The organism is Neopoerus faecalis (assembly GCF_029218125.1).
In the GTDB taxonomy this organism is placed as follows: Bacteria; Bacillota; Clostridia; order Oscillospirales; family Oscillospiraceae; genus Oscillibacter; species Oscillibacter faecalis_A.
In genome coordinates this window covers 1-1009 of record NZ_JARFXX010000036.1, presented here as the reverse complement: position 1 = coordinate 1009, position 1009 = coordinate 1, and the positions used below count along the sequence as shown (strand labels likewise).

Sequence of the window (1009 nt, the reverse complement as noted above, 5' to 3'; positions counted from 1 at the left end):
TTCTTGTACAGCGCCGTCTCCTCAAAAGAGAAGCTGTCCCCTTTCTCTAACTGACGGCGAATTTCGCTGTCGCTCATCCCCAGTTTTCCCGCCAGATTGCGCGATGCCAGTTCGGTTTTCCCGGGCTCTTTACTGTCGTAACGAATTAAATCACCGTCCAGTGCCAGCTTCACGCCGCTGGCCTTACTGACCGCGTTCTGAAACGCGGCATTACGGCTGGCGTACCAGCCAGCGTTAAAATCAGCAAAACGGTATATCGGCGCACTATAGCTGGCGGGATAATTCAGTAAATGGTAAGTACCAAACCACAACCCGCCGCGGCGACTGAAGACTTCCTGACGGACTGTACCGTCCATTTTCCACGGATACCCTTTGGTATGCTGTTCGGCAAAAGCAATACTGACCTGCATCGGCACACCGGTGCGCACCGGATTGAGCGAACCAAACATCGTCTGCCCCCTTGGCACCATGCTGATCAGATCGTCAAAAATCGCTCTCAATTGCTTTTCTGTACGCACCGAATCTAACCGTTCGCTATAGCTTTTGCCGTTTGGCGATTTGATTTTTAGCGCGGTATGCACCAGAAAAGCAGGAATGTGCATCCGTTCAGCACGACGGTCAATCTCTTGCCAGGCGATCTTGCTTAAGCCCGGAACGGCCGGATCTGCCTGATAATTTGACTCCTGCTGCGCCACCGCCAGCACCGAGCAGACGTTTTCCAGCGTCGGTGCCAGCCCCTGACTTTCAAAGGTGGTGGCGAGATCTTTCGCCCAGGCATCGCGGTCTTTCACGCTCGCAGGCATCTTCTGCCGCACGACGCTCGCCACATCTATCGCTTTTTCGCCCTTTTTCAACGGTTGCGGAGCCTGACTACTACACCCCGCTAAAACCAGAACCGCCAACAATGACAGCGAAGATAGAGGATTGACGCGCGACATTACTTCTCCTTTTTAGCTCAAGGTATGGGTTACTTCCTGAATTTTGTCACCATCCAGCTCATGTTCAAAGC

At 53.1% G+C, this 1009-nt stretch carries 1 protein-coding gene; it reads right to left on the bottom strand.

Annotated elements, in window-relative coordinates; all coding sequences use genetic code 11:
- A partial coding sequence (yaiW, locus tag PY311_RS12610) for a surface-exposed outer membrane lipoprotein YaiW (protein ID WP_286149041.1) occupies positions 1 to 938 on the bottom strand: 938 nt, incomplete at its 3' end.
- Positions 939 to 1009 lie beyond the last annotated feature (71 nt).